At 65.6% G+C, this 24,801-nt stretch carries 20 protein-coding genes; 11 read left to right on the top strand and 9 right to left on the bottom strand.

Annotated features, from left to right (window positions below):
* Positions 1 to 171: 171 nt before the first annotated feature.
* The 5 genes from OU419_RS12415 (at position 172) to OU419_RS12395 (ending at position 5,301) form a co-directional block, all read left to right on the top strand.
* Positions 172 to 1,098 carry a bile acid:sodium symporter family protein gene (locus OU419_RS12415; RefSeq protein WP_254472877.1) on the top strand — a complete coding sequence of 309 codons (927 nt, stop codon included), beginning with the start codon at positions 172 to 174 and terminating at the stop codon, positions 1,096 to 1,098.
* Positions 1,095 to 1,838 (top strand): sulfite exporter TauE/SafE family protein, encoded by a 744-nt coding sequence (locus OU419_RS12410; RefSeq protein ID WP_254472879.1) that lies wholly within the window; start codon positions 1,095 to 1,097, stop codon positions 1,836 to 1,838. Before OU419_RS12415 ends, OU419_RS12410 begins: the two co-directional genes overlap by 4 nt.
* On the top strand, positions 1,835 to 3,628 hold the full coding sequence (locus OU419_RS12405) for an N-acyl-D-amino-acid deacylase family protein (RefSeq protein ID WP_254472881.1): 1,794 nt from the start codon (positions 1,835 to 1,837) through the stop codon (positions 3,626 to 3,628). The genes OU419_RS12410 and OU419_RS12405 overlap by 4 nt, the downstream gene beginning before the upstream one ends.
* Before the next feature lie 240 nt (positions 3,629 to 3,868).
* A complete protein-coding gene (locus OU419_RS12400) occupies positions 3,869 to 4,009 on the top strand; it encodes a hypothetical protein (RefSeq protein ID WP_254472883.1) in 141 nt (46 codons plus the stop codon).
* A gap of 140 nt (positions 4,010 to 4,149) precedes the next feature.
* Positions 4,150 to 5,301, top strand: a complete 1,152-nt coding sequence (locus OU419_RS12395) for an MFS transporter (RefSeq protein WP_254473494.1) — start codon at positions 4,150 to 4,152, stop codon at positions 5,299 to 5,301.
* A 457-nt stretch (positions 5,302 to 5,758) separates the two neighbouring features.
* Here the strand turns inward: OU419_RS12395 and putA are convergent, their stop codons facing one another.
* Both putA and OU419_RS12385 read right to left on the bottom strand, forming a co-directional pair.
* Positions 5,759 to 9,697, bottom strand: a complete 3,939-nt coding sequence (gene putA / locus OU419_RS12390; RefSeq protein WP_254472885.1) for a trifunctional transcriptional regulator/proline dehydrogenase/L-glutamate gamma-semialdehyde dehydrogenase — start codon at positions 9,695 to 9,697, stop codon at positions 5,759 to 5,761.
* A gap of 389 nt (positions 9,698 to 10,086) precedes the next feature.
* Positions 10,087 to 10,407, bottom strand: coding sequence for a DUF2025 family protein (locus OU419_RS12385; RefSeq protein WP_254472886.1), 321 nt, complete (start codon positions 10,405 to 10,407; stop codon positions 10,087 to 10,089).
* A 297-nt stretch (positions 10,408 to 10,704) separates the two neighbouring features.
* On the opposite strand from OU419_RS12385, the gene sfnG reads away from it, so the two are divergent.
* The gene (gene sfnG, locus OU419_RS12380; protein WP_254472889.1) at positions 10,705 to 11,799 is read left to right on the top strand and encodes a dimethylsulfone monooxygenase SfnG; all 1,095 of its coding nucleotides are present in this window, start codon (positions 10,705 to 10,707) and stop codon (positions 11,797 to 11,799) included.
* A 121-nt stretch (positions 11,800 to 11,920) separates the two neighbouring features.
* Here sfnG and ubiM read toward each other — a convergent pair whose 3' ends face one another.
* The gene (gene ubiM, locus OU419_RS12375) at positions 11,921 to 13,093 is read right to left on the bottom strand and encodes a 5-demethoxyubiquinol-8 5-hydroxylase UbiM (RefSeq protein ID WP_254472892.1); all 1,173 of its coding nucleotides are present in this window, start codon (positions 13,091 to 13,093) and stop codon (positions 11,921 to 11,923) included.
* A gap of 69 nt (positions 13,094 to 13,162) precedes the next feature.
* On the opposite strand from ubiM, the gene OU419_RS12370 reads away from it, so the two are divergent.
* Positions 13,163 to 13,681: an RNA 2'-phosphotransferase gene (locus OU419_RS12370; protein WP_254472902.1), complete on the top strand. Its 519-nt coding sequence runs from the start codon at positions 13,163 to 13,165 to the stop codon at positions 13,679 to 13,681.
* Positions 13,682 to 13,817: 136 nt separating this feature from the next.
* Here OU419_RS12370 and OU419_RS12365 read toward each other — a convergent pair whose 3' ends face one another.
* From OU419_RS12365 to OU419_RS12340, 6 genes are all read right to left on the bottom strand, one after another.
* Positions 13,818 to 14,660: an IclR family transcriptional regulator gene (locus tag OU419_RS12365; protein WP_254472904.1), complete on the bottom strand. Its 843-nt coding sequence runs from the start codon at positions 14,658 to 14,660 to the stop codon at positions 13,818 to 13,820.
* 96 nt (positions 14,661 to 14,756) lie between these two features.
* Positions 14,757 to 15,836 (bottom strand): cell division protein ZapE, encoded by a 1,080-nt coding sequence (zapE, locus tag OU419_RS12360; RefSeq protein ID WP_254472906.1) that lies wholly within the window; start codon positions 15,834 to 15,836, stop codon positions 14,757 to 14,759.
* On the bottom strand, positions 15,826 to 16,431 hold the full coding sequence (gene pcaG, locus OU419_RS12355) for a protocatechuate 3,4-dioxygenase subunit alpha (RefSeq protein WP_254472908.1): 606 nt from the start codon (positions 16,429 to 16,431) through the stop codon (positions 15,826 to 15,828). Before pcaG ends, zapE begins: the two co-directional genes overlap by 11 nt.
* A gap of 12 nt (positions 16,432 to 16,443) precedes the next feature.
* Positions 16,444 to 17,163: a protocatechuate 3,4-dioxygenase subunit beta gene (pcaH, locus tag OU419_RS12350; RefSeq protein WP_254472910.1), complete on the bottom strand. Its 720-nt coding sequence runs from the start codon at positions 17,161 to 17,163 to the stop codon at positions 16,444 to 16,446.
* 117 nt (positions 17,164 to 17,280) lie between these two features.
* Positions 17,281 to 18,210, bottom strand: a complete 930-nt coding sequence (pcaQ, locus tag OU419_RS12345) for a pca operon transcription factor PcaQ (protein WP_254472913.1) — start codon at positions 18,208 to 18,210, stop codon at positions 17,281 to 17,283.
* 6 nt (positions 18,211 to 18,216) lie between these two features.
* Positions 18,217 to 19,098: a helix-turn-helix domain-containing protein gene (locus OU419_RS12340; RefSeq protein WP_254472914.1), complete on the bottom strand. Its 882-nt coding sequence runs from the start codon at positions 19,096 to 19,098 to the stop codon at positions 18,217 to 18,219.
* Between the two features lie 119 nt (positions 19,099 to 19,217).
* Here OU419_RS12340 and pobA point away from each other — a divergent pair, with 119 nt between their 5' ends.
* The 4 genes from pobA to OU419_RS12320 all read left to right on the top strand — a co-directional run bounded on the left by pobA (position 19,218) and on the right by OU419_RS12320 (position 24,418).
* On the top strand, positions 19,218 to 20,402 hold the full coding sequence (pobA, locus tag OU419_RS12335) for a 4-hydroxybenzoate 3-monooxygenase (protein ID WP_254472916.1): 1,185 nt from the start codon (positions 19,218 to 19,220) through the stop codon (positions 20,400 to 20,402).
* A 257-nt stretch (positions 20,403 to 20,659) separates the two neighbouring features.
* Complete coding sequence (locus OU419_RS12330; RefSeq protein WP_254472918.1) at positions 20,660 to 20,968, top strand: hypothetical protein; 309 nt, start codon at positions 20,660 to 20,662, stop codon at positions 20,966 to 20,968.
* Positions 20,969 to 21,195: 227 nt separating this feature from the next.
* The gene (locus OU419_RS12325; protein ID WP_254472920.1) at positions 21,196 to 23,103 is read left to right on the top strand and encodes a di-heme-cytochrome C peroxidase; all 1,908 of its coding nucleotides are present in this window, start codon (positions 21,196 to 21,198) and stop codon (positions 23,101 to 23,103) included.
* 160 nt (positions 23,104 to 23,263) lie between these two features.
* Positions 23,264 to 24,418, top strand: a complete 1,155-nt coding sequence (locus OU419_RS12320) for a catalase family protein (RefSeq protein WP_254472922.1) — start codon at positions 23,264 to 23,266, stop codon at positions 24,416 to 24,418.
* The last annotated feature ends 383 nt before the right edge of the window (positions 24,419 to 24,801 follow it).

Here is a 24,801-nt window from a genome sequence, read left to right as displayed (position 1 = left end):
CGTCGGCCAATGCGTCACCCGCTCCCGTCCTCGCCGGGAACCGCGCAGAAAAGTCATTCGCAGGATCGCAGGTGCCCGCGCGCCCCATCGGCACCGGCTGCCGGGTGATCGGCGGATATCGTTCTGCAAATGCGCCGGAACCCCTCGCTCCCGTTCGCCAGGAGGCCGGCGATGCCTAACGTCAGCCTCGAGTTTTCCAGCGGCTCGATGCTCGCGCTCAATGCGATCATCGCGCTGATGATGTTCGGCGTGTCACTGGAGCTGCGCCGCGACGACTTCATCCGCATCCTGCGGCAGCCCAAGGCACCGGCGATCGGCATGCTGATACAGTTCCTGCTGCTGCCGGCCTTGACCTGCCTGCTGACCATCGTACTGCCGATAGACCCGGAGCTGGCGCTGGGCATGATCCTGGTGGCTACCTGCCCCAGCGGCACCTTCTCCAACATCATGACCTGGATGGCGCGCGGCAACGTCGCGGTGTCAGCCAGCGTCACCGCCGTCTCCGGCCTGAGCGCGGGCATCTTCACGCCGCTCAACTTCGCGCTCTACGCCGGGCTCAACCCGGCGACCCGCGAGCGCCTCACGCAGATACACATCGAACCGCTGGAACTGATCGGCATGGTCGTGCTGGTGCTGATCCTGCCAATGCTGGCCGGCATGCTCCTGGGCCGCGCCCGGCCACGGCTCGCGCAACGCCTGGAGAAACCGCTGCGCAAGCTGTCGCTGCTGGTCATGCTGGGCTTCGTCGGCATGGCCTTCGCCAAGAACTTCCAGCAGTTCATCGCCTGGTTCCATCTGTTCTTCTGGCTGGTGGTGCTGCTCAACGGCACCGCGCTGCTGCTGGGTTACACCTGTGCGCGCCTGTGGCGCCTGCAGGATGCCGACGTGCGCGCGGTAACGCTGGAAAGCGGCATTCACAACTCCGCGCTGGGCATGGCGCTGATCCTGACGTTCTTCCCGCAGGCCGGCGGCATGCTGCTGATCGCCGCGTTCTGGGGCTGCTGGCAACTGTTCTCCGGCCTGCTGCTGGCGCAATGGTGGGCGCGCCGCGAACCGCGCGGCGCGGCACTCGTCGTCGCCGAAGGGAGTGGCCGGTGAACGCCCCGGCCGTTGCCCTGGGCGGCTTCATCCTGCTGGCCTACACGCTGGAAGCGGTGACCGGCTTCGGTAGCGTAGTAGTCGCGCTGTCCCTCGGCGCGCTGCTGATGCCGATCGATGTGCTGCTGCCAATCCTGGTGCCGCTGAACATCGCCATGACCGGCTACCTGGTCGGTCGCCACTGGCGCCTGATCGACGGAGTGCTGCTGCTGCGCACCGTTCTGCCGGGCATGCTGATCGGCATGGGCATCGGCTACCTGCTGCTGCCGCACCTGGACCCGCTGCCGCTCAAGCGCGGGCTCGGCGTGCTGATCCTCTGGTTCGCCGCCCGCGAGCTGTGGCGACTGCGCGCCAATGCGCCGGCGCCCGGCCATACGCCGAACTGGGTGGTGCGCCTGGCCACTGCTGCGGCCGGCATCTGCCACGGCCTGTTCGCCTCCGGCGGGCCGCTGCTGGTCTACGCCCTGGCTACCCGCCCGCTGGACAAGGCGCGGCTGCGCGCCACGCTGGTGTGCGTCTGGTTCACCCTGAACGGCCTGTTGACCCTGGCCTTCCTCATCGACGGCCGCCTGCGCCCCGCATTGCCGCAAATACTGGCCTATGCGCCACTGTTGCTGCTCGGCGTATGGCTGGGCGAGCGCCTGCACCACCGCTTCGAGGAACGCCATTTCCGTCTCGCCATCCACTGCCTGCTGCTGGTCAGCGGCACCCTGCTGCTGTCGCCCTGGAGTCTCCTGTGAGCTACGACATCATCATCAAGAACGGCCTGTACTTCGACGGCAGCGATGCCCCCGGCAGCCTGCGCCATGTCGGCATCAAGGATGGCCGTATCGACACCCTGAGCATCAGCGCTCTGGATGAACACGGCTGCCCGGAAGTGATCGACGCCGCCGGCAAGTGGGTGACGCCCGGCTTCCTGGAAATCCACTCGCACTACGACGCAGAGGTCATCGCCGCGCCAGCGCTGAAGGAATCGGTGCGCCACGGCGTGACCACGGTGGCACTGGGCTCCTGCTCGATCAGCATGGTGCTGGGCGCGGCGGAAGACTGCTCTGACCTGTTCACCCGCGTCGAGGCCGTACCGCGCGAGCAGGTACTGCCGATCCTGCGCGACCGCCGCACCTGGAACGACGCCCGGGGCTATCGCGCCTTCTACGAACAACAGCCGCTGGGTCCGAACCTGTGCTCGTTCCTCGGCCATTCGGAACTGCGCGTGGCGGTGATGGGCCTTGAGCGCGCAGTGAGTGGCGCCAAGCCCACCGAAGCGGAACTGGCGCGCATGGAGGAATTGCTGGAGCAGGCGCTGGACGCCGGCTGCTTCGGGCTTTCGGTGATGACCACGCGGCTGGACAAGATGGACGGCGACCGCGCCTGGTCCAGCCCGCTGCCTTCGACCTTCGCCAACTGGAAGGAATTCTCACGCCTGTTCGCCGTATTGCGGCGCCGCAACGCACTGTTGCAGGGCGCACCCAATGCGGTCACCAAGATCAACGTGTTTGCCTTCCTGTACCAGGCCCACGGCTGGTTCCGCCGGCCATTGAAGTGCTCGATGCTCACCGCGCTGGACCTGAAGTCCCAGCCCTTCATGCACCGCGTCACCCGTGCCTCGGGCTGGCTGGCCAACCGCGTGCTGCGGGGCCGCTACCGTTGGCAGACGCTGCCGGCGCCGTTCAACGTGCGCATCGAAGGACTGAACATGAACGGCTTCGAGGAGTTCGGTGCCGGCGAGATCCTGCGCGACATCAAGGACCCGGACGAGCTCTACGCGCGCATCCAGGACCCGCTCTTCCGCCAGCGCTTCAAAAAGGACATCAAGGCAACCCTGAGCATCGGCCTGTGGCACCGCAACCTGTCCGACTGCTGGGTGCGCGAATGCCCGGACGCCGCCCTGGTCGGCCGCAACTTCGAAGACATCGGCCGCGAGCGCGGACTCGATGCGGTGGATGCCTTCTTCGAACTGGCCGGCCAATACCGCAACGCGCTGAAGTGGACCACCTGCTACGGCAACCATCGCCCGCAGATCATGCGCAAACTGCTGGCCAGCCCCTGGACGCAACCGGGCTTCGCCGACTCAGGCGCGCACATCGCCTCCCATGCGCAGTACAACTTCCCGCTGCGCATGCTCAAGTACGTGCGCGACGCGGAGCTCGAAGGCGAAGCATTCATGGACACGGGCCGCGCTGTGCATCGACTGACCGGTGAGCTGGCGGACTTCGCCGGGCTGGACGCCGGCTACATCCGCGTTGGCGACCGCGCCGACGTGGTGGTGGTCAACCCCGCCGGGCTGACCGACGAGCTGGACGAAGTCAGCGAAGCACCAATGGAAGTCATCGGCCTGACCCGCCTGGTGAAGCGCAACGACGATGCGGTGGACGCCACCCTGATCAATGGCCGCGTGGCCTATCGACGCGACGGCGGCTTCGCCGATGCGTTGGGCAAGGAGCGCGTGTTCGGCCGCTTCCTGCCCGGCCGCGACGTGCTGAGCCGGCCACAGGAGGCTGCAGCGGGAGCACCGGCCTATGGCCGCTGATCGCGGGGGGAGCCCTCTCCTGCAAAGGCGTTGAACGCAGACTGAAGCTCGCCGCAGGGCGGGTCGAACCTGCGATACCCATCCAAACAGGCGCCTGCCGCCCTATGGGTATCGCTGCGCCCCGGCCAAGGCAGGCACCCCACATCGGTCTGCATACAACCGCTCGACCCGACGAGATTGACGGCTTCGCGCGCACTCACTAGAGTGCGCGCTCTTCAATCACCCCGCTGTACCCGTACCATGTTCTCGACTCACCGCTGCGCCGATCCGTCCCTCGCCCTGCTGCGAGAACCACCGCGCGTATGCAAGATCGACTCTGTGCTGCGCCGTCGCCGCAGCGTGCTGTTCGCCTTCACCTTCTCCCCGCCCACCGGCCACTGAGCCGGGCACCGGTCGCTCGCGCCGGTAATCCCGCACTCCGCATCCGCTCACCGGCATTCGCCGGCGGGCTCGTTCGCATGAGTTGGCCCCGCGCAAGCGTGCCGGGGTTGGAGAAGTTTTCCATGAATACGTCGTCCCCCATGAACAAGCCGCTGCTGGCAGTGCTGCTGTTCGCTGTTTCCATCGTCGGCCTGAGTCTGGGCGCCACACTGCCGCTGGTGGCCCTGCGGCTGCTGGAGAACGGCGCCAGTGCGCTGCAGATCGGTATCCTCTCGGCAGTACCGGCAGCAGGCATGATCCTCGCCGCCACTCTGGTCGACCGCCTCTGCCAGCGATTCAGCCGGCGCCACCTGTACCTGCTGTGCTTCGTGCTGTGCACGGCGAGCACCGTCGCCATAGAGTTCACCGTCGGCTCCCTGTGGCAGTTGGCCCTCGCGCGGCTGGCGCTGGGCGTTGGCATGGGCGTGGCGATCATCCTCGGAGAAGCCTGGGTCAACCAACTGTGCGGCGAGAACAATCGCGGCACCATTGTCGCGCTATACGCCACCAGCTTCACTGCCTTCCAACTGCTCGGCCCGACCCTTGTGGCAATACTCGGAGCCCAGACGCCGTGGGTTGTCGCGCTGGTCAGCGGCGGGCACCTCATTGCCCTGGCCATCGTGGCGCTGGCGATGCCCGAAGAAGGCATCCACGAGCATGTCGAAGAACCTCGCAGCTTCTCCCTGGCCGGATTCCTGCGGGTGGCGCCGGCGTTGTGCATGGGCGTGCTGTTCTTCTCCTTCTTCGACAGCGTGGTGCTGTCGCTCTTCCCGGTATACGCCTCCAGCCACGGTTACGCAGTGGGCATCGCCGCCTTCATGGCCACGGTGATCCTGCTGGGCGACATGATCTGCCAACTGCCGCTGGGCTGGCTTTCCGACCGTATCGACCGTCCCTGCCTGCATCTGGGATGCGGCGTGGCGGCCACGCTGATCGGCCTCGCCCTGCCCTGGCTGATCGGCCAGCCGACGCTGCTGTGGCCGGCGTTGATGCTGCTCGGTGCGGTGGCGGGCGGTGTGTACACCCTGGCGCTGGTGCTGATCGGCCAACGCTTCCGTGGCCGCGACCTGGTCACAGCCAACGCCGCCGCCGGCATGCTCTGGGGAGTTGGCAGCCTGCTCGGTCCACTGCTCAGCGGCAGCCTGATGGATCTCGGTCCGCAAGGCGTACCGGTGGCATTGTCGCTGGCGGCTGGGCTGTTCGTGGCGACAGCATCGGCATCGTTGCGCCGCTCGGTAGTCCGCCACGTCTGACCTCACTTCGCGGGCTCACAGGGCGGCGTTGAGCGGGGCCTATCGAGCATGGCGCGGCGGGTGATGGGCGTCGCTTCGCACCCTCATCCCCGACAGAGCTTCAACTCCGGCCTTTGCAGGAGCGGGGCTCGTCCGCGACTGGTTCTGCCGCAGCATTGACCGAGGACGAAATCCCCGCCCAGGCAAAGACAGGCACAAGTCCGACCCGCCAGCACACCTGCCTTGCAGGCCCGCAGGCTGGCTTCGACTCCGGCATGCACTGGTTTTCAAAGGAAGTCGGCGGAACGGGTAGTTCCGCCGTTGTGCCGGGCGCATGGCCCGGTACGGAGTGCGCGACTGCGCGGGGAAACGCGGCGCCGGGAGCGGGTAGCTCCGCCCGGGGGCTGGTGCCGCGGAGGCCGCAGGGGCGGCCGGAAAGCTTGCCGGGAGCGCCTTGCGGCCACTCCCGGCATGAACGTCAACCGATGGTCATCAGGCTGGCGTTGCCGCCGGCGGCAGCGGTGTTGACGCTCAGGGCGCGCTCGATCAGCAGGCGCTCCAGCGGGATGTCGGTTTCCCCGCGGTTGAGCCCGGTGACACCGACGATGGCACCCTTGCGCCTGGACGCCTGCTCGCAGACAGCGCGCAATTGATCGGAGTCGCCGTGGTGCAGTACTGCGTCGAAGGCGCTGTCGGTGGCAGCCCAATCGGCGATCAGGTCGATGCGCTTCTGGACTTCCTTCGGCAGGCTGGTGACCAGCTCGCTCTGCGCCTGCGGTACCAGCGCGCGGCTACCCACTACCAGCACGGCAGCCAGTTGCGCCAGCAGGTCGGCGCGCTCTTCGGCCAGACACAGCACATGTTCGCGCGGCAGCAGGCTGTAGGTATTGCGCTCACCGGTCGGGCCGGTCAGCACCTGCACGGTGTAGCTCTGCGACAGCTCGGCATAACCTGCGATCAGCGCGGCCAGCGCCGGCTCGTTCTGGCTGGCCCACTGGGTCAGCGCTTCCACGGCCTTGCTCACCTCGCTCGGACGGCCCACCGATTGCGCGCCGTCGCCCTGTAGTTGCCTGGCCACCGCGTCCTGCGGACGGGTCGAAAGCAGGCGGTACAGGTAAAGCGGGCCGCCAGCCTTCGGCCCGGTGCCGGACAGGCCCTCGCCGCCGAACGGCTGCACGCCGACCACCGCTCCGACTACGTTGCGGTTGACGTAGAGGTTGCCGACATGGGCGCTCTCCACCACCTGGGCGATGGTTTCGTCGATCCGGGTGTGCACACCGAGGGTCAGGCCGTAGCCGGAGGCGTTGATCTGCGCCAGCAACTGGTCCAGCTCGGCACGCTCGTAACGCACGACGTGCAACACCGGGCCGAAGATTTCGCGCTTGAGTTCGCTGAAGCTGTCCAGCTCGATCAGGGTCGGCACCACGAAGGTTCCGCGCTTGATCTCCTCGGCGTCCACGCGGGCGCTCTGGAATACCTTGCGACCTTTGTCGCGCATGGTCTGGATGTGCTTGTCGATGTTGGCCTTGGCCTCGTCATCGATCACCGGGCCGATGTCGGTATGCAGGCGCTCGGGCGAGCCGACGCGGTATTCGGCCATCGCGCCCTTGAGCATGGCGATCACGCGCTCGGCCACGTCGGCCTGCACGCACAGGACGCGCAGGGCCGAGCAGCGCTGGCCGGCGCTGTCGAAGGCGGAATTGACCACGTCCACCACCACCTGCTCGGCCAGCGCCGAGGAGTCGACGATCATCGCGTTGAGGCCGCCGGTCTCGGCGATCAGCGGGATAGTGCGGCCCTGAGCGTCCAGACGGCCAGCGATGTTGCGCTGGAGGATGCCGGCCACTTCGGTGGAGCCGGTGAACATCACGCCACGCACACGCTCGTCGCCGACCAGACGCGCACCGACGGTCTCGCCACGGCCCGGCAGCAGTTGCACAGCACCGGCTGGCACGCCGGCTTCGAGCAGGATGCGCACCGCTTGCGCGGCGATCAGCGGAGTCTGCTCGGCCGGCTTGGCCAGCACGGTATTGCCGGCGGCCAGGGCGGCGGCGACCTGGCCGCTGAAGATCGCCAGCGGGAAGTTCCACGGGCTGATGCACACCACCGGGCCCAACGGGCGGTGGCTGTCATTGGCGAAGTGAGTGCTGGCCTGGGCGCCGTAGTAACGCAGGAAGTCCACCGCCTCGCGCACTTCGGCGATGGCATTAGCGAAAGTCTTGCCCGACTCGCGCACCAGCAGGCCCATCAGTTGCTGGATTTCCGCTTCCATCAGGTCGGCGGCGCGCTGCAGGATGGCACCGCGCTCGGCCGGCTGGGTGGATTGCCAGATCTGAGCGCTGGACAGCGCGCCGAGGATGGCATTGTTCACGTCGGCTTCGCTGGCTTCATGCACGTGACCCACCACGTCGCGCAGGTCGGCCGGGTTGCGTACCGGTGCGGCCTCGCCGGGAGCAGCGTCCGCCAACCCCAGGATCGGCGCGGCAACGTAGACCTGGTTGGTGCTCGACAGTAACGCCGAGGACAGCGAACCCAGGCGATGTTCGTTGGCCAGATCGATGCCGGCGGAGTTCAGCCGGGCGTCGCCATAGAGATCGCGTGGCAGCGGGATGCGCGGGTGCGGCAAGCCCAGCGTGCCTTCCTGCGCGGCCATCTGCTCGACCTGCAGCACCGGGTCCAGCACGAGGTCGTTGAGCGAAATGCTATGGTCGGCGATGCGGTTGACGAAGGAGGTGTTGGCGCCGTTTTCCAGCAGGCGGCGCACCAGGTAAGCCAGCAGCGTTTCGTGGCTGCCCACCGGCGCGTAGATGCGGCACGGACGGTTGAACTTGCCGTCGGCGACCTTGCCCACCACCTGCTCGTAGAGCGGCTCGCCCATGCCGTGCAGGCACTGGAACTCGTACTGGCCGGGGTAGTAGTTCTGCCCGGCGAGGTTGTAGATGGCCGACAGCGAATGGGCGTTGTGGGTAGCGAACTGAGGATAGATGGCTTCCGGCACGGCCAGCAGCTTGCGGGCGCAAGCCAGGTAGGAAACGTCGGTGTACGGCTTGCGGGTATAGACCGGGTAGCCCTCCAGGCCGTTGACCTGGGCCAGCTTGATCTCGCTGTCCCAGTACGCGCCCTTCACCAGGCGGATCATCAGGCGGTGACGGCTGCGCTTGGCCAGATCGATGACGTAGTCGATCACGTATGGGCAGCGCTTCTGATACGCCTGAATGACGAAGCCGATTCCGTTCCAGCCGGCAAGGCTCGGCTCGAAACACAGGCGCTCCAGCAGGTCGAGGGAGATTTCCAGGCGGTCCGCTTCCTCGGCGTCGATATTGATACCGATATCGTAGTCACGGGCCATTTTCACCAGGCCGAGGACGGTCGGGTACAACTCGTCCATGACACGGTCGTACTGGGCGCGGCTGTAACGCGGGTGCAGCGCCGAGAGCTTGATGGAAATGCCCGGACCTTCGTAAATGCCGCGGCCGTGGGAAGCCTTGCCGATGGCATGGATGGCCTGCTCGTAGGAGGCCAGGTAGCGCTTGGCGTCTTCGTCGGTCAGCGCGGCTTCGCCGAGCATATCGTAGGAATAGCGGAAGCCCTTGGATTCCATGGTGGCGGCATTGGCCAGCGCCTCGGCGATGGTCTCGCCGGTGACGAACTGCTCGCCCATCAGGCGCATGGCCATGTCCACGCCCTTGCGGATCAGCGGCTCCCCGGATTTGCCGATGATGCGATTGAGCGCCGAGGACATGCCGGCTTCGGTGTGAGTCGACACCAGCTTGCCGGTGATCAGCAGGCCCCAGGAGGCGGCGTTGACGAACATCGACGGGCTCTGGCCCAGGTGCTGGCTCCAGTTGCCGTTGCTGATCTTGTCGCGGATCAGTGCATCGCGGGTGGCCTTGTCCGGGATGCGCAGCAGCGCCTCGGCCAGGCACATCAGCGCCACGCCTTCCTGGGACGAGAGGGAGAACTCCTGCAGCAGACCCTGCACCAGGCCCTGGCGGCCACCGGCATTTTTCTGATTGCGCAGCTTCTCGGCGATGCCCAGGGCCATCTTGCTGGCGGCGTCGGCCTGCGCCTTGGGCAGGCGGGCCAGGTCCAGCAGCATCGGCAGCGCCTCGGTTTCCGGGCGGCGGTAGGCAGCGGTGATAGCGGCGCGCAGCACCGACTGCGGCAGGATGCTTTCGGCGAAGTCGAGGAAAACCTGCAGACCCTGCTCGGTCAGCGCATCCACCGACTCTTCGCCTGCGGCAGCGGCCAGACCGGAATGCTCCGCGGGAGTCAGCCCACCTTCGACCTGTTCCAGGTACGTGAAGATCGCTTGCTTGATCAGCCAGTGCGGAGTGCGGTCGAGCTGCTGGGCGGCCTGCTTCAGACGTTCGCGGGTGGCGTCGTCGAGCTTCACGCCGAGGGTGGTGGTGGCCATGTGTCGTCCTATTGTTAAAAAAGTGGAGCGTGGCAAAGCGGCGCAAGGTTAAACCGCCGCCCACAAAGGTGCAACCAGGTGCAACCTTGTTTTCGGAAGCGCTCACTCGCCCTGAATTGCACGCACCTGCGCGGTGCGCCGGCACCTGGCCCGGGCGTGGAAACAGTGCACGCCGACGGGCGGATCAGACCAAGGTATTACCCGCAGGAAACAAGGTTGCACCTCGACCAGAGGTTGCTCCGGACAGCATAGGCCAGCGCGTAGAGGTTGCGCTTGCATGAGCGATGCCGAACACGCAACGGGAATCGCTGCGCAGAGAAGACGTGAACGCCGCCATCCAGGGCGGCGTTCCAGACAATGTCGATAGCCAGTGCTACGCGCGGCCCCGGTTACTTGAGGCGGCGCTGGGCTGTGATTTCCGGCAGGTCGGTGCGGCGCAGATAGGTCAGCAGCGCCTCGTTCAGGTTGAGGCGGTCGTTGATGTTCTGCGCGGCGAGTATCTGCAGGCACTCGCGGCTAAGGATCATGACCTCGCCGGACTTTGGCGCCCAGACGAACTCACAGGCCGGGTGAATGCTGTCTTCGGCGACATCCATGCCGAAGGAATCCTCGCTGAAGCGCACGATGTACTTGCCGGTCTTGCGGTTGAAGCCGACGAAACCGCAGAGGTCGTCGGCGGCGCTGCAGATGTCGCTGGAAGTGATGGCCATTGGTGCCCCCTGGATTTTTCCTGTTATGGATTGCGCACGCAGGAGGTGCCGCTCTGCCGGCGGCTGAATCAATCATTTTGCCCCGTCGCTCGTCGCTCCGGTGCGGGTTCGAATGTCGCACACCATGCTGCTGCCAACGCAACAGCTCGGCAACAAACCTGTGGCGGGAGAAACAACCCCGCTCACGCACAAGAATCCCAACCGATTGATAAACAAGCAATCTCATCGATGGCACAGGTTCTGCTCCCAAGCTTGTACGGCGCTATTGCCGCACCACAGACCCGAGGAATCCGAGCCATGAGCCAACATCCGATCCGCTTCGCCTACTGGGTACCGAACGTCAGTGGCGGCCTGGTGGTCAGCAAGATCGAGCAGCGCACCCACTGGGACATCGACTACAACCGCCAGCTCGCGCGCATCGCCGAAGATGCCGGATTCGACTACGCGCTGACGCAGATCCGCTTTACCGCTGGCTATGGCGCCGAGTACCAGCACGAGTCGGTTGCCTTCAGCCACGCCCTGCTCGCCTCCACCGAGAGACTCAAGGTGATCGCCGCCATTCTTCCCGGCCCCTGGACGCCCGCGCTGGCAGCCAAGCAACTGGCGACCATCGACCAGCTCACCGGTGGGCGCATTGCGGTGAATATCGTCAGCGGCTGGTTCAAGGGCGAGTTCCAGGCCATCGGCGAGCCGTGGCTGGAGCACGATGAACGCTACCGCCGCTCCGAAGAGTTCATCCGCGCCCTCAAGGGCATCTGGACCGAAGACGCCTTCACCTTCACCGGTGATTTCTACCGCTTCCACGACTACAACCTCAAACCCAAACCACTGCAGCGCCCGCACCCGGAGATTTTCCAGGGCGGCAGCTCGCGGGCCGCGCGAGACATGGCGGCGCGGGTATCGGATTGGTACTTCACCAACGGCAACAGTGTGGAAGGCATCCAGGCGCAGGTGGACGATATCCGCGCCAAGGCGCAGGCCAACGGGCACTCGGTGAAGATCGGCGTGAACGCCTTTGTCATCGCCCGCGACAGCGAGGAAGAGGCCCGCGCGGTGCTCGCCGAGATCATCGCCAAGGCCGACCCGGAAGCGGTAAGCGCCTTCGGCAATGCGGCAAGGCAAGCGGGCGCCGCATCGCCGGAAGGCGAAGGCAACTGGGCGCGGTCGAGTTTCGAGGACCTGGTGCAGTACAACGATGGTTTCAAGACAAACCTGATCGGCACACCGCAACAGATCGCCGAACGCATCGTCGCCCTCAAGGCCGTGGGCGTAGACCTGGTGCTGACGGGCTTCCTGCACTTCCAGGAAGAAGTTCGCTACTTCGGTGAGCGCGTGCTGCCGCTGGTACGCGAACTGGAGAAGCAGCGCGCCCGGCAAACCGTGGCGGCGTGAGGTAGCGGCGGAACCACGGGAGCGCTCCCCGACACGCTGCAAGTGGTCGCGAACGAGCCCGCGCCGACGCAAACCCCACTGGGGCAAGGCTCCCGACGGCACGGGCCCATTCGCGAATACGCTACGCACCCTGCGTCAGATGACGTGCGATGACCTGGCGCAGCGGCGACACGCCCTGGGCCAGACGCAGACCGGCATTGCGCAACAGGCGCACCGGCGGGCGATGGTCGTTGTACAGGCCGACGATCAGCCGCGTGGCCTGGTACAGCGGCCAGGTCGCCAGGCGATGGCTGGCGGCGTAGCGGCGCAACGGCCAGACACCCCCAATATCACCGCCACGCCGATGGGTGGCCAGCAGCTCGGTCGCCAGGCGACGCTGGCTCTGCAGGCCGAAATTGAAGCCGTGAGCGGTAACCGGGTGCATGCCCACCGCCGCATCGCCGATCAGCGCGCTGCGCGGGCCTGCGAAGCGATCGGCGAACACGCCGACCAACGGATAGGTATGCCGTGGGCCGAGCAATTGCATCGTGCCCAGGCGGCGATCGAAGCGACGTTCGATCTCGCGGGCGAAAGCCGACTCATCCATCTCCAGCAACGGCGCCATTTCGCGCTGCGGCAGCGTCAACACCACCGACGAACGATCACCATTGAGCGGCAGCAGTGCCAGGGTCTGGCCGTAGCCGAACCATTCCCATGCCACCTGCTGGTGCGCGCGCTCGTGAGCCATGCGGCAGACCATCATGGTCTTGCCGAAATCCTCCATGCTCGCGCCGATGCCGAGCATCCGACGCGTTTCGGAAAAGCGGCTGTCGGCAGCGACCAGCAGGCGCGCGCGCACCTCGCCGCCGTCGTCCAGTGTCAGCACCACGCCATCGCGCTCAACCCGTGTCGAGCGCAACGCCCGCCCGCATACCAGCGAAACGTCCGGGCATTCATGCACCGCATCGAAAGCTGCACGACGGATCGCCTGGTTCGGCACCAGGTAGCCGAGCTGCTCGGCGCCCGCCTGCCCCGCCTCGATACGCAGGGCAAACAGCGACGGCCCGTTGAGCACCTGGGCATCGCGCAGCGGCGCCACCTCTTCCTCGGCGATCCGCCCCCACAAGCCGAGCCGGTGCAGTTCGGCGCGGGAAGCATGGGTCAGGGCGATCTCACGGCCATCCTCGGGCGGCTCGGCAAGGCTGGCCAGCGGCTGTCGTTCGATCAACTGGATCGACAGGCCGTGACCCGACAGCGAGCGTGCGAGGCACAGCCCGGCGGGGCCGGCGCCAACGATGGCGATATCCACGTGCATGGGTGACTCCTTTCGCGAGGATGAGGGCGGTCCCGAAGTCTAGGTTGGCCGCCCGTCGGTTTCGTTGCCGTGGGTCAGTGGGCGGTGGCGTTGACCTGCGGCGTGATACCACCCGGAGACAGGATCACGGCTCGCCTCGCGGCAAGTAGAATCCACCCACCGCCAAGGAAAGATAGGAACGAGCACGAACGGAAATCCATCGGCAAGTGGCTGTCGCGGATCCTGCGCCACAGCCCGGAAAGCGCCGGCCTGCCCCTCGACGCCAATGGCTGGGCGGGCGTCGACGAACTACTCGCGCAGTCAACTCGCAAGGGCCACCGCTTCGACCACGCCATGCTCGACGAAGTGGTCGCGCCCAACGACAAGCAACGCTTTGCACTCAGCGAGGACGGCCTGCGCATCCGCGCCAACCAGGGGCACTCGGTCAGCATCGATCTGCAACTGGAGTCGTGCGAGCCACCCGAAGCGCTCTATCACAGTACGCCCCTACCGCGATGGCGGGATCCTTCAGATTGCCTAAAGCCCATGAAGCGCCAGCACGTGCACCTGAGCGCGGACCGTGATACCGCCGACCGGGTCGGCTCGTGACGCGGCAAGCCGATCATCCTGGTCGTGCGCAGCGGTCAGATGTAGCGCGCCGGCCACCGGTTCTACCGCTCGGCCAACGGCGTCTGGCTGGTCGACGCCGTCCCCCCCGGCCTACCTGGAACAGCGCTGAGCGCGATCAGTGGAACAGTCGCGTGCCCAGCTCGCGGCTGGCCTCCAGCAGTACCGGCAGGAAGCGCGTTTCCAGCTCATGGCGGGAGACCCGGCCTGCGTGGGTGCCAACGTTCAGCGCGGCGAGCACCTGGCCGGCAGAATCCTTCAGCGGCACGGCGATGGAGCGCAGGCCGACCTCCAGCTCCTGGTCGATGATCACCCAGCCCTGCTGGCGGATCTCCGCGATGCTGGCCCGCAGCATTTCCGGGGTGTGTACGGTACGACTGGTCTTCACCTGCAGGTCCGCGTGGGCCAGGTAGTCCTCCAGGGCTTCGTCGTCCATCCCCGCGAGCAGGATGCGCCCCATCGACGTGCAATAGGCCGGTAGCCGGCTACCCACGCTCAGGTCCACGGAGATCAGCCGCTGCGGCGTTGCGGAGCGGGCGATGTAAAGAATTTCGTCACCCTCCAGGGTCGCCATCGAGCAGGCTTCGTGCAGTTGCTCGCTCAGGCGATCGAGGATCGGCTGCGCGGTGACCGCCAGCGGCGTGGACGACAGATAGGCGTGACCAAGGGTGAGCACCTTCGGCAGCAGCGAATAGGTGCGGCCGTCCGAGGTGACGTAACCCAGCTTCATCAGCGTATGCAGGCAACGGCGCACGGCGGCGCGGGGAATCTCGGTACGGTGGCTGATCTGCGCGATGGTCAGATGGCGCTTGCGCTCCTGGAACGCATGGATGACCGCCAGGCCACGGGCCAGCGAGGTCATGAAGTTCGGATCGCCGGTGAAGGCTTCGATCCGCTTGGCCGGCGATGCGACGATCGGCGGCGCTAGGGGCGGCAGGCTGGCACGGGGAGCGTCGGTCATTATTGTTGTCCTGGCAGGCGGATGCCGGGCGATTATCGACACGGGCGGGCGATTATCGCAACACGAATGGCCGATTATCGAACATAGCTTACTGCCTCACTTCAACTGCAGCGGCTCCGCCTTCAATTGCCGCATGCGACTCAGCGTGCGCGCGAAATCCACCGCCGCACCGCCCGCCGCAAGCTCCTCCAGCGACACGCTGGCGAACAGTTGCAGCTTCAACTGGCGGTCGTAGGCGATGTCGATGAAGTTCAGGAAACGCATGCTCACGTCCGGCGGATAGTCCGCCAGCGGGCCGAGCCCGCTGACAGCCATGCGCGGGTAGCGCTCGATCAGCCACAGGTAGTCGCTGGCCGAGCGTGGGCGCTCGAACATCTCGCTGAAGTCCATCCAGGCACAATGATCGTCATGGGCATGCACCCTCAGCGGATGGTGATTGACGCTCAACACCTCATCGAAACGCGCATCCTGCGCCAGCCCCAGGCGCGAGCCGATCAGCTCGAGGTCGTCGGCGCGGGCCGGCCACAGGTAGCTGCCCCACTCCTCCAGCGAAGTGCTGTGTTCGCGGTAATCCTCGCCGGCATCGACCGAGACCACATCGAAGCGTTTTTCGATCAACTCGATGGCCGGGCGGAAGCGCTCGCGGTACAACGGGTTCGGGCAGAGGTTTTCCGGCTGGTAGTTGGAGGTGCAGACCAGCCCCACGCCCTCATCCACCAGCACCTTGAGCATGCGCCCCAGGAGCATGGCGTCGCCGATATCGTGGACGTGGAATTCGTCGAAGCACAGCAACCGGGTCTCTTCGGCGATCACGCGGGCCACCCGCACCAGCGGGTCGGACTGCCCGGTGAAGGCCAGCATGCGCCCCTGCAACTCCTGCAGGAAGGCATGGAAGTGCACGCGGCGCTTGGCCTGGATCGGCGCGGCGGCAAAGAAGTTGTCCATGACGAAGCTCTTGCCGCGCCCGACACCACCCCACAGGTAAACGCCCGCCACCGGCTTGCGCAGGAAGCCATGACGGCCTGCGAGGAAGTCGTCGAGCCATATGGCGAGGTGCTCGACCGCCGCCTGCTGGGCATCGTCGGCACGGTAGCCGCGTTCGTCGAGCGCGGCCGCGAAGCGCCGCCGAATACGGTCGGCGACCGTTTCGGCGGATGTTTCAGTATCAAAAATCAAAGAACACCGTTTCAGCATCACCCTGGACGCGGATATCAAAGCGGTAAGCGAGCTTTCCGTCCACCTCGCAACGCTTCGCGATCAGCGTCTGCCGACGTTCGGGCTGTTCGATCAGGTTCAGCACCGGGTCCTGCGCGTTGGCCTGGGCCTCGTCGTCGAAGTACAGACGCGTCTGCAAGTGGATGTTGATACCGCGGGCGAACAGCGACACGTTGATATGCGGCGCCATCGGCACGCCGGCGGCGTTCTTCACCACGCCGGGCTTGATGGTACGCACCTGCCACTCGCCGGCGTCGAAGGTGGTCGCCGTGCGGCCGAAGCCGTTGAATGGCTTTTCCAGGTCGAAGGCACTGTCGTACACGCCCCGGTGATCGGCCTGCCACAACTCCAGGAAGGAATCGCGGATCAGGTGGCCATTACCGTCGTAGACGCTGCCGACCAGCAGAATGTGCTCGCCCGGCGCGCCAGGCTTGGCCATCTCGCTCCAGATTTCCTGGTCGCGGGCCGGGTTGCCAGCGGCGGCCAGCGCAAGGCCGATGTGTACATAGGGGCCAGCCGTCTGCGAGGGAGTTTCCGGCAGTAGTTCGATAGGCATGGTCGGTCCTCCTCAGCGATTCTCGAAGTGGGTCTGGCGCTGGCCGCGCAACACGATGTCGAAGCGATAGGCCAGGCAATCCATCGGGTTGGCGTTGCTCAAGTCGAGACGGGCGATCAGCGTCTGGACAGCGTCCGGGTTGGCGATCGACTTGACGATGGGGCACTTCGGAATCAGCGGATCGCCCTCGAAATACAACTGGGTGATCAGCCGGGTGGAGATCGACGGCCCGCTGATGGAGAAATGGATATGCGCCGGGCGCCAGTCGTTGGGGCCGTTGCGCCACGGGTACGGGCCGGGCTTCACGGTGCGGAAGCAATAGCGCCCCTCGCTGTCGGTCAGCGCACGTCCAACGCCACCGAAGTTAGGGTCCAGCGGCGCCAGATAGCGGTCGTTCTTGTGACGGTAGCGGCCGCCGGCGTTGGCCTGCCACATTTCCACCAGGGTATGCGGCACGGGCTTGCCATACTGGTCCATGACCCGGCCGCAGACGAGGATCCGCTCGCCGATGGGCAAGCCGCCGTGGTTGAAGTTCAGTAGCAGGTCGTTGTCGTGCTCGCCCATTTTCAGGTGCGAGAAGTCCGGGCCGCTGGTTTCGGAGATCGACTGGGGAATGCTCACCAACGCCTGGCGCGGCGAGCGTGTAATGGAAGTCTTGTAGTCGGGCGTAAGCCCCTTGGGGTGCCAGTTTCGGTCGCGAATGACGAAGCGGCTGTTTTCCGCGTCGGACATGTCGGTCTCCTCTTGTTGGATTTATAGGAGCCTGTTGCATCAGGCAGTGCGACGCAGTGTCGCCAGCAAAGCCAACGCGGAAAACTGAAAAGATGCCCGCCATCCATAACCAGAAGGTTATGGATAAGTACCCTCGCGATACGCCTCGCCCACCTCGCGCAGCACCTCCAGACACCAATGCGCGCCCAGCGACAGCGGCAGCGTCGAGTTGCTGCACACGCCTACCGAACCGCCCGGTTCCTGCACGTCCAGCGGCAGCTCGACCATCTCGCCGCTGCGCAGGTCCAGGCGCACCGAATCCAGTGGCGCGATCCACAGCGCATCGCTGCTCAACACGTAACGCCGGGCGAGCACGGTGGAGAGCGTTTCCAGGCGCCGCCGAGGCTGGCCCAGGTCGCTCTGCACCAGCAGGCTGTCGGCGGACTTGCGAATGGTGGTACCCGCCGAAGGAAGCACCAGCGGCCAGTCCTCCAGCGCCGAAGGCGATAGCGGACGTTCGGCCAGTGGGTGACCGGCGCGGGCCACCAGCGTCATCGACTCGCTATAGAGGTGCTCGAAAGCCAGCCCCTGGATCTGCGGACTCTCGGTCATGCGGCCGATGACCAGGTCCAGGTCGCCAACCCGCAACTGCGACAGCAGATGCGCACTCGGCCCGCCCGTCACGCTCACCACCAGCGCCGGATGCCGCTCGTGCAGACGTCGCACCACCTCCGGCATCAGCAGGCTTTCCACGGTGGAAAGCGCCCCAAGACGCACCGTACTGGACGCATATTCACCGCCGCGCAGGCTGTTCACACCGTCTCGCAGCGCCTGCACGCACGGCCCGGCGTAGCGCAGGAAGGCAACGCCCGCCTCGGTCAGGCTGGCGCCGCTCTTGCCGCGCTCGAACAGGCTGGCAGCGAGCAAGTCTTCCAGCTCCTTGAGCGTCTTCGAGATTGCCGGCTGGCTCACCGCCAGGCGGTCCGCCGCGCGGGCCAGGCTGCCCTGCCGCGCGACTTCCAGGAAACACACCAGGTGGCGGAACTTGATACGCGAATCGATATTCATGGCAACTCAACGTGGTTCACGGAAAGCACGGGGCGACATCCCGGCGAAGCGCTTGAAGAAGCGGGAAAAATACGCCGGCTCGGAAAAGCCCAGGTCATCGGACACCTGCTGGATAGTCTGCGTGGTGTACACCAGTTGCCGCTTGGCCTCCAGCAGCAGGCGCTGGTGGATCATCTGCAACGCCGACTGCCCGGCCAGCCGCCGGCACAGCGCGTTCAGGTGCGCGGCGCTGATACCCAGCGCCGCCGCGTAGTGCTCGATGGGGCGGTGTAAACGGAAGTCGCGCTCCAGCAGCCGGGCGAATGCCTGCACATGCTCGACGCCACGATCCTGCTGGCTGGTTTCCGCGCGAGACTGCGCAAGCGCCTGACGGCTGAGCCACACCAACAGCACATTGAGCAGCGACTGCAGCATCAGGTCGCGTCCCGGCGATTGCTGCGCGTACTCGCTATCGATCGACTCGAACAGCGAATCCAGGTGCCGCCGCCCCTCACCCACCACGAAGCAGCCCGGCTGCTCCAGCACCGAACTCTCCAGCAGCCGGCCAAGTTGCTCGGCCAGCGGCAGGCCCATGCTCAACACCCAGCCCTGCACATCCTCGGCGAAGCGAAAGCCATGCACGGCGAGCGCCGGCGTCACCTGCAGCGACGCCTCGCGGATCGACGTCACCCGCCCCTCCACCTCCAGCTCCGCCGCACCGGACTGCACATAAAGCAACTGCACCAGATCGCCGTGGCGATGGGGACGGATTTCCCAGTCGTGCAAACGGCTGCGCGAGGCGATGGACTCACAGTGGATCAGGTCCGGCGTTGGCCACACGGATGTCTCGCCGTACAGCCGGAACACCGGGACTGGTTTGTCGCGCAGTTGTTCGATCACCGCCCACATCCATGAAATGTCCAAGAAGACTGTTGGAAATTACCTTCTAAGCCCAATCCAATCCACAAAAAATGCAGGACAGAAGAAAAACAGCCCCGAATGGGGCGCCCCAGAAGAGGACAACAACAATGAAAACCCAGGTCGCCATCATCGGCGCCGGCCCGTCCGGGCTCCTGCTTGGCCAACTGCTGCAAAAGGCCGGTATCGACACCGTCATACTCGAACGCCAGACCCCCGACTACGTACTCGGCCGCATCCGCGCCGGGGTGCTCGAACAGACCACCGCCGACCTGCTGCGCGAAGCCGGGGCCGGCGCGCGCATGGACGCAGAAGGGCTGCTGCATGACGGTTTCGAACTCGTCCTCAATGGCCGCCGCGAGCGCATCGACCTCAAGGGCCTCACCGGCGGCAAGCAGGTGATGGTCTACGGCCAGACCGAAGTCACCCGCGACCTCATGCAGGCCCGCGCACAGAGCGGCGCGCTCAGCGTGTACGAAGCAGCCGATGTGGAACTGCACGACGTCACCGGCGACAAGCCCTACGTCACCTTCACCCACCAGGGCGAGCAGGTGCGCCTGGAGTGCGACTACATCGCTGGCTGCGACGGCTTCCACGGCGTCGCACGGCGCAGCATTCCTGCCGAGCGCCTGCAAACCTTCGAGCGCGTCTATCCGTTCGGCTGGCTCGGCCTGCTCAGCGACACGCCGCCGGTCAACCACGAACTGATCTATGCCAGCAGCGAACGCGGCTTCAGCCTTTGCAGCCAGCGCTCCGCCACCCGCAGCCGCTACTACCTGCAGGTTGGGCTGGACGAGAAAGTGGAAGACTGGTCCGACGCGCGCTTCTGGGAAGAACTCAAGCGCCGCATCCCCGAAGACGTCGCCCGGCAACTGGTCACCGGCCCCTCGCTGGAAAAGAGCATCGCACCGCTGCGCAGCTTCGTGGTCGAGCCATTGCAATACGGCCGCCTGTTCCTGGTCGGCGACGCCGGCCACATCGTCCCGCCCACCGGCGCCAAGGGGCTCAACCTCGCCGCCAGCGATGTCAACACCCTGTACCGCATCCTGGTGAAGGTCTACGGCGAAGGCCGCACCGACCTGCTGGAGCGCTACTCTCCCATCGCCCTGCGGCGCATCTGGAAAGCCGAGCGCTTCTCCTGGTGGATGACCTCGATGCTCCACCACTTCCCCGACAACGACGCCTTCACCAGCAAAATGCTGGAGACCGAACTGGACTACATGGTCGGTTCCGAAGCCGGACGCACCACCATCGCGGAAAACTACGTGGGCCTGCCGTTCGAGGCAGTAGACTGAAACTCCGCCGCAAGGATTTCCCCGGCGCATACCGGGGAAATCCGCGCCATCTATCCTTACCTTCGCGCCCCTCGCTCGCCGCGACACAGCCGGAGGCCACCATCGAAGACAACGAAGGCTTCCTCAGCCATCTGCTGGCCGAGAGCGGAGACGGCGATGCGCGCGCCTTCGCCACGCTCTACCGCTGTACCGCATCGCGCCTGTATCCGCTGGCGCTGCGCCTGTGCGCCGATCAGGACACGGCCGATGCCCTGCTGGTGGATACATTCCTGCACGTCTGGACCGATGCCGAGCGCTACCACCCCACGCGCAGCGCCGCCCTCGACTGGATGGTCGCCCTGCTCTACCAGCGCGCCGGCCACCCACCACCACCGCCCTGTGACGAACCCTTGCCCGAACTGCCGCCACCGGACCCGCTCTGGCCCGCCATCCGCGCGCACCTGCCCGACGACGAAGACGACAGCCGCAGCCTGCGCTGGCCGCTGATCATCGCCAGCCTGGTTGGCGTGCTGGTCGGCATCGTCATCTGCCTGAGCCTGCTGCTGGAACTGCGTTCCGCATCCTGAGCGGTCGCCAGACATCGGTACGCGCCCCCACCGTACAGCGCGTCCCGAGGTTGGCAGGATGCAGGTCCGCAGGCTGAATGGAGCATGCTGATCCCCCGTCCCAACGCCAGGAGTCTGCGTAACCCACCATAAAAACCCTGGGCTCAGTGCGGCATCACCTTGCCAATGAGCCGCGCAGTTGGCATAAACGTCCGAATATTTTTCGTACACATGACAAGGAAGTTTCGATGCGCATTCTCGGACGCGTCCTGCTTGCAGTCCTTTTGCTGGCTCTTTTGATCGGTGCACTCATTGCGTGGTACACCGCATACCCCAACCTGCCGCAGTACACCCCGCCGGAAAAGATGCTCCACCTCGACCAATGGAGCCCGGAGGACCGCCAGACCTACTACTACACGCCCCAGGGCACCCAGGTAAAAGGCCTGCACTACGACTGGTTCACCCACCTCGAACAGCCCTTCTCGAAGGACAAGTTCGCCAGCCCCGAAAACCTCGCCCGCTTCGGCTTCCTCATCGAACCCGAGCAGATAGGCCGCGACGTCGACGATACCAAGGCCGCCAGCCCGAACAACCCCGGTAACCTGCCCGTCGGCTTCGCCCGCCACCAGGACGGCGAGACCGGCGCCTGGTACCTCGACATCACCTGCTCCGCCTGCCACACCGGCGAGCTGCGCTACAAAGGCACCGCCGTGCGTATCGACGGCGGCGCCGCCATGCACTCCATCGCCTCCACCGTGCCCACCCTGCGCGGCGGCGCCTTCGGCCAGGCGCTGGGCGCCAGCCTCGCCGCCACCTACTACGTCCCGTGGAAGTTCGACCGCTTCGCCAAAGGCGTGCTGGGCGAGCGCTATCCCAAGGGCAAGGCTGCGCTCAAGCGCGACGTGCGCAACGTTCTCGGCACCCTGCTCTCCACCGCCTGGAATGACACCCACCGCGGCCTCTACCCTACTCTCGAAGGCCCTGGCCGCGCCGACGCCTTCGGGCGCATCGCCAACGGCGTGTTCGGCGACGGCATCGACCCCGCCAACTACCGCGTCGCCAACGCCCCGGTGAACTACCCGCAAGTGTGGGACATCTGGAAATTCGACTGGGTACAGTGGAATGGCTCGGCCATGCAGCCGATGGCCCGCAACATCGGCGAAGCCCTCGGCGTAGGCGCCACCCTGCGCATGTTCGAAACCGATGGCACCCCCGTACAGGGCGACGAGCGCTACGCCTCCAGCGTGCGCCTGCGTGACCTCTACACCCTCGAAGAAACCCTCAAGCACCTGCAGCCGCCGGCCTGGCCGAAAGACGTCTTCGGCGAAATCGACCTGAAGAAAGCCTCCCAGGGCCGCGCCCTGTTCCAGGCCAACTGCGTCTACTGCCACGGCCCCCACGTCAAGGAGCCCGGCGCCCAGGACTACATCGCCCCGGCGCGCGTGCCCGAGTGGCGCATGAAGATGGTCCCCACCAGCGAAATCGGCACCGACCCCACCACCGCCGACAACATCGCCGACAACACCTACGACGTCCGCGCGCTCAAGCTCAAGGCCGACGAACTCAAGGGCATGAACGTCCACCTCTACCCGCAGAGCGACGTGCCGCTGGACCTGTCGAAAATCTCCGCCGCCAAGGGCCTGGCCTACGTCACCGCCTTCGTCGAGCAGCGTGCCTACCGCGACGCCCACATCGGCCCCGAACAACAGCAGCAGATGAACGGCTACGGCCTGCCCATTGGCGTACAGGAACTGCGCGCCTACAAGGCCCGCCCGCTGGACGGCATCTGGGCCACCCCGCCGTTCCTCCACAACGGCTCGGTGCCCAACCTGTTCCAGCTGCTCTCTCCGGTGGCCGAGCGCGACAGCCAGTTCTGGGTCGGCACCTTCGAGTACGACCCCAAGTACGCCGGCTACCGCACCGAGAAGTTCCCCGGCGGCTTCCTCTACAAAACCAGCGTTACCGGCAACGCCAACCGCGGCCACGAGTTCCGCGACGGCTGCCGCAAGGACGGCGTCATCGGCCGCGCCCTCTCCCCCGAAGAGCGCTGGGCGCTGGTGGAATACCTGAAGGTGCTGGGCAACGCCGAGTACGAAGCCAGGCTCGACCAGAACGTGCCCACCCCGCCGTGGACACCCGGACCGAAGTGCGAATAAGGCCGCACCCTCTCCTACCGGGAGAGCGCCGGAGCCAGGGCCACCGCCCTGCTCCGGCAAGCCGCCGCGCCAGCGCAGCAATCCCCTAGCCCACAAGGGAAAGGGTCAGGGAGAGGGGAAACCCCTCCACAAGAAAAAGAACACGAAAGGACCCCGTGCCATGCAGTCCCTGCTCATCCGTATCTGGCTCTTTTTCGGCAAATGGCTTGGCCGTCTGCTCGTTGCCATCATCGCCATCGGCCTGCTCGGCTGGGGCATCGGCAGCCTCTACTACGCCTGGAAATTCTCCGGCCCCGTCTCCGCCCAGGAAGAAATCCCGCCGGGCGAAGCCCAGCTCACCCAGGCCATCATCGAAGACGCCGTGCGCATCGTCGAACAGCACCGCGACAACACCCGCGTGCTGCGTGACGCCCACGCCAAGGCTCACGGCTGCGTGAAGGCCGACGTCACCGTCAGCAGCGACCTCGCCCCCGGCCTGCGCCAGGGTGTGTTCGCCGAGCCAGGCAAGCACTGGCAGGCGATGGTGCGTTTCTCCAACGGCAACGCCTATCCACAATTCGACGCCACCCGCGACGCCCGCGGCATGGCCATCAAACTGCTCGACGTACCCGGCACCAAACTGATGCCCGGCAAAGGCCACGACACCGAGCAGGATTTCGTCATGTTCAACCACCCGGTGTTCTTCGTGCGCGACGTCGCCGAATACCGACAGAACTTCGCCGCCCAGGCCAGCGGCCAGAAGGCCGGCGCCTTCTTCCCCAGCTGGAAGCCCAGCACCTGGGAAATCCGCCACCTCATCATCGCCCTGCAAACCCTCGCCCCCGCGCCCGACAGCCCGTTCCAGACCGGCTACAACGGCATCGCTCCCTACAAGCTGGGCGAGGAGAACAACATCAAGTACCGCGTCATCCCGCAGGCCGAAGGCTGCCCGGCCTATCAGCTACCCAAACTCAACGAAAAGCTCCCCAACTTCCTGCGCACCGCCATGTACCAGCAACTCTCGGTAGACCGCGTGCCCGCCTGCTTCGCCCTGCAAGTACAAAAGCAGGACCCGAGCAAATACATGCCCATCGAAGACACCAGCGTCGAATGGAGCGAAAAGGACGCCCCCTTCCAGACCGTCGCCACCGTCACCATCCCGCCCCAGGACTTCGACAGCCGCGAGCAGAACCTCGCCTGCGACAACCTCTCCTTCAACCCTTGGCACGCACTGCCGGAACACCGGCCGATTGGTGGCATCAACCGTTTGAGGAAGGCGGTTTATGAGGCGGTGAGTGTTTATCGGCATCAGAGGAATGGGGTGGGCGGGGAATAGTCGCGCCCAACTCATAGCAAAGCAGCGACTGAAATTCAGCGACAAGAGAACTAGCGGTAATGAAGTTTCTGGATTGGCTAACTGCCAAGGGAAAAAGCCCAAGACCATCAGCCGAACGATGGCGCCAATCGAGTGGCTAAAAGGCCAAAGGTAGCGAGTCGTGCAACAACGAATTACTTAGAGCAAAGCTGAACGAAAAAAATCTGAGCAAGCTCCACGACATTTGCGGACTGAACAAATGAGGCACCAAGCCCAGTGTCTGGGACAGAAAACACAGTTCTGCACCGAAGCGGGTTGGATACCTTGCTGTACTTGCGCGCGGTAGTTTGGCTCTTCTACTTTCCCCCGGCCCCGTGAAATCGACGGGGCCGGGATTAGCAGCC

Source organism: Pseudomonas triclosanedens (assembly GCF_026686735.1).
Lineage (GTDB): Bacteria > Pseudomonadota > Gammaproteobacteria > Pseudomonadales > Pseudomonadaceae > Pseudomonas > Pseudomonas triclosanedens.
This window is presented reverse-complemented; position numbering and strand designations above follow the sequence as displayed.

Coding starts and splice junctions, on each gene's coding strand:
- OU419_RS12395 (WP_254473494.1), top strand. CDS start 4,150: ATGAACAAGCCGCTGCTGGCAGTGCTGCTGTTCGCTGTTTCCATCGTC.
- ubiM (WP_254472892.1), bottom strand. CDS start 13,093: ATGCACGTGGATATCGCCATCGTTGGCGCCGGCCCCGCCGGGCTGTGC.
- pcaQ (WP_254472913.1), bottom strand. CDS start 18,210: ATGAATATCGATTCGCGTATCAAGTTCCGCCACCTGGTGTGTTTCCTG.
- OU419_RS12365 (WP_254472904.1), bottom strand. CDS start 14,660: ATGACCGACGCTCCCCGTGCCAGCCTGCCGCCCCTAGCGCCGCCGATC.
- OU419_RS12415 (WP_254472877.1), top strand. CDS start 172: ATGCCTAACGTCAGCCTCGAGTTTTCCAGCGGCTCGATGCTCGCGCTC.
- OU419_RS12400 (WP_254472883.1), top strand. CDS start 3,869: ATGTTCTCGACTCACCGCTGCGCCGATCCGTCCCTCGCCCTGCTGCGA.
- OU419_RS12325 (WP_254472920.1), top strand. CDS start 21,196: ATGCGCATTCTCGGACGCGTCCTGCTTGCAGTCCTTTTGCTGGCTCTT.
- putA (WP_254472885.1), bottom strand. CDS start 9,697: ATGGCCACCACCACCCTCGGCGTGAAGCTCGACGACGCCACCCGCGAA.
- OU419_RS12320 (WP_254472922.1), top strand. CDS start 23,264: ATGCAGTCCCTGCTCATCCGTATCTGGCTCTTTTTCGGCAAATGGCTT.
- OU419_RS12340 (WP_254472914.1), bottom strand. CDS start 19,098: ATGTGGGCGGTGATCGAACAACTGCGCGACAAACCAGTCCCGGTGTTC.
- pcaG (WP_254472908.1), bottom strand. CDS start 16,431: ATGCCTATCGAACTACTGCCGGAAACTCCCTCGCAGACGGCTGGCCCC.
- OU419_RS12385 (WP_254472886.1), bottom strand. CDS start 10,407: ATGGCCATCACTTCCAGCGACATCTGCAGCGCCGCCGACGACCTCTGC.
- pcaH (WP_254472910.1), bottom strand. CDS start 17,163: ATGTCCGACGCGGAAAACAGCCGCTTCGTCATTCGCGACCGAAACTGG.
- pobA (WP_254472916.1), top strand. CDS start 19,218: ATGAAAACCCAGGTCGCCATCATCGGCGCCGGCCCGTCCGGGCTCCTG.
- sfnG (WP_254472889.1), top strand. CDS start 10,705: ATGAGCCAACATCCGATCCGCTTCGCCTACTGGGTACCGAACGTCAGT.